General features: G+C 49.1%; 1 protein-coding gene and 1 pseudogene. Both read right to left on the reverse strand.

Going from position 1 to position 2,292, the window contains the following annotated elements; genetic code table 11:
- Positions 1-1,944 (reverse strand): elongation factor G (locus WBV75_RS01385; protein WP_424118873.1); only part of this gene is annotated, 1,944 nt, incomplete at its 3' end.
- A 160-nt stretch (positions 1,945-2,104) separates the two neighbouring features.
- A pseudogene (locus WBV75_RS01390) lies at positions 2,105-2,292 on the reverse strand (sorbosone dehydrogenase family protein); the annotation flags it as partial.

Here is a 2,292-nt window from a genome sequence, read left to right on the forward strand (position 1 = left end):
GTCGAGGCTTTCGATCCCCAGGATAATGGCGCGTCGGGACTGCAGATCCGTCATGATATTGCCCACCATTTCTTCAGGAACCTTGATAGTCAGTTCGCGAATCGGTTCCAGCAACTTGGGCCCGGCATTCAGAAAGGCATCCCGGAAGGCATGCGCCCCTGCAATCTTAAAGGAGATGTCGTTGGAATCTACAGAGTGCATTTTCCCATCATAGACCATGACCCGGACATCCCTTATGTAAGACCCCGTGAGCGGCCCGGATTCCATTACCTCCATAATCCCCTTACGGATGGAGGGAAGATACCTGAGGTCTATGACCCCCCCGACGATGCAGTTATAAAAGACCAGTTTTCCACCCCAGGGCAAATCAATCTCTTCCTTACCCCGGATATTAAAACCTTCGGGTTCCGGCATGCCCTCGTGCCATGGGCTTATCTTCATGTGCACCTGGGCAAACTGCCCGGCACCACCGGATTGTTTTTTATGCCTGTAATTGGCTGATGCAGATCGTTTTATGGTTTCCCTATATGCAATTCTCGGAGGCTCCAGAACCGATTTCACCCCATAAATATGTTCAAGCATCCATTCAATGGTCGAAAGGTGCAATTCTCCCTGGCAACCCAATATCTGTTGTTTGAGCTCATTGGAATAAGCCATGGTAACCGTGGGGTCCTGGCTATGTAGTTTCCGAAGCGCATCCGTTAGTTTTTCCTCCTCATTTTGCTGCAGGGCAGAAACCGACCTTTGGGTACGCGGTTCCGGATAGGCCACCGGCCGAATGGTAACCGGCTCATTTTCCTGATGCAGGGTGTCATTGGTCTCGGTGTATTTCAGCTTAAGGGTGGCGCCTATATCCCCTACCACCATTTTATCAACCGCTGATCGGTCCTTGCCATCCATAATGAACAACTGGTTCAGGGTTTCGGTTTCCCCGGTCCGGGAATTGACCAACTTGTCATTGGCCCGGACCACTCCCGATTCAACCTTAAAGAAAGTGACTTTACCGAGATTCTGCATTTGTACGGTCTTAAAGACAAACAGGGCCGTTGGAGCATTTATTTTACGCTCGACTACCTTTCCCTCTTCACTTTGCTCGGGCTTGAGGTCCGCGGCAGCCGGGGCTACGTTGTCGATAAATCCCATCAGGCGACCACTACCCATATCGTGAAGAGCAGAGACACAGAATACAGGAAAGAGCTCGTGGTTCAACATTCCGGTTTGTATCCCCTGCCGCATTTCATCTTCTGAGAGGGTGCCTTTTTCAAAAAAGAGCTCCAGCAATTCCTCGTCTTTTTCAGCGGCTTTTTCAACGAGTTCGTTGTGCAACCGGTCAGCCAGTTCTTTCTGATCCTCAGGAATGGGCATTTTTTCAGGCTTGCCACCCTCCGGACCGAATTTGTACATTTTCATTTTAAGTACATCCACAATGCATTGAGCCCCGTCAATAACCAGGGGATACTGCACTTTTACCGCGTTGTTGCCTACAAGGCCTTTGATGGATTTGAAGCTTTCCTCGAAGTCTGCATTCGGATGGTCTATCTGGTTGACCACGAAAAGCGTGGGCTTGTTGTACCTGTCGATATAATTCCAGATAATCTCGGTGCCTATCTCCACTCCGTGCTGGGCATTCAAAACTGTGACAACCGTATCGGCCACGCGTATAGAAGAAAGGATCTCACCTATAAAGTCGTCCAGCCCCGGAGTGTCTATGATATTGATCTTGTAGTTCCGCCATTCTGTATGCAGGGGGGTGGCAAATACCGAACTCCCCCGCTCCTGTTCAATCTCGTGATAATCGGAAACAGTAGTACTATTTTCCACTGTACCGCGGCGGTTAATCAGACCGGCTTCAAATAGCATGGTTTCTGTAAGTGTTGTTTTACCGCTGTTATGGGCACCTACAAATACAATATTTTTGATGTGTTTATCGTCGAATACATTCATAAGTCAGGTTCGTTTGGTTCGCGAAAGTTGTTAAGGGTCCGGCTATAAATATAGGAGGCTCTACGCACCAAAAACATGACATTTTACCATACTCTGTAATTTTTATACGGGCCATTTACCTCAGGGATTTCAGGCCTTGACCAAACCGCATGGTGAATGCTCAGGGCTGGCTATAGGTAACACGGTAAATGGCATCTCCATAGTCGTCGGAAATAAGCATAGAGCCATCCTCCAGCCAGAGCAGGTCCACTGGCCTTCCGAATGCTTCCTGGGAGGCACCATCCAGCCAGCCATCGATAAAAGGCGTGTAGTTTACGGCTTTGTTTCCTTCGAGCTCAACCCGGGTGA

Source organism: Robiginitalea sp. (assembly GCF_049588695.1).
GTDB lineage: Bacteria > Bacteroidota > Bacteroidia > Flavobacteriales > Flavobacteriaceae > Robiginitalea.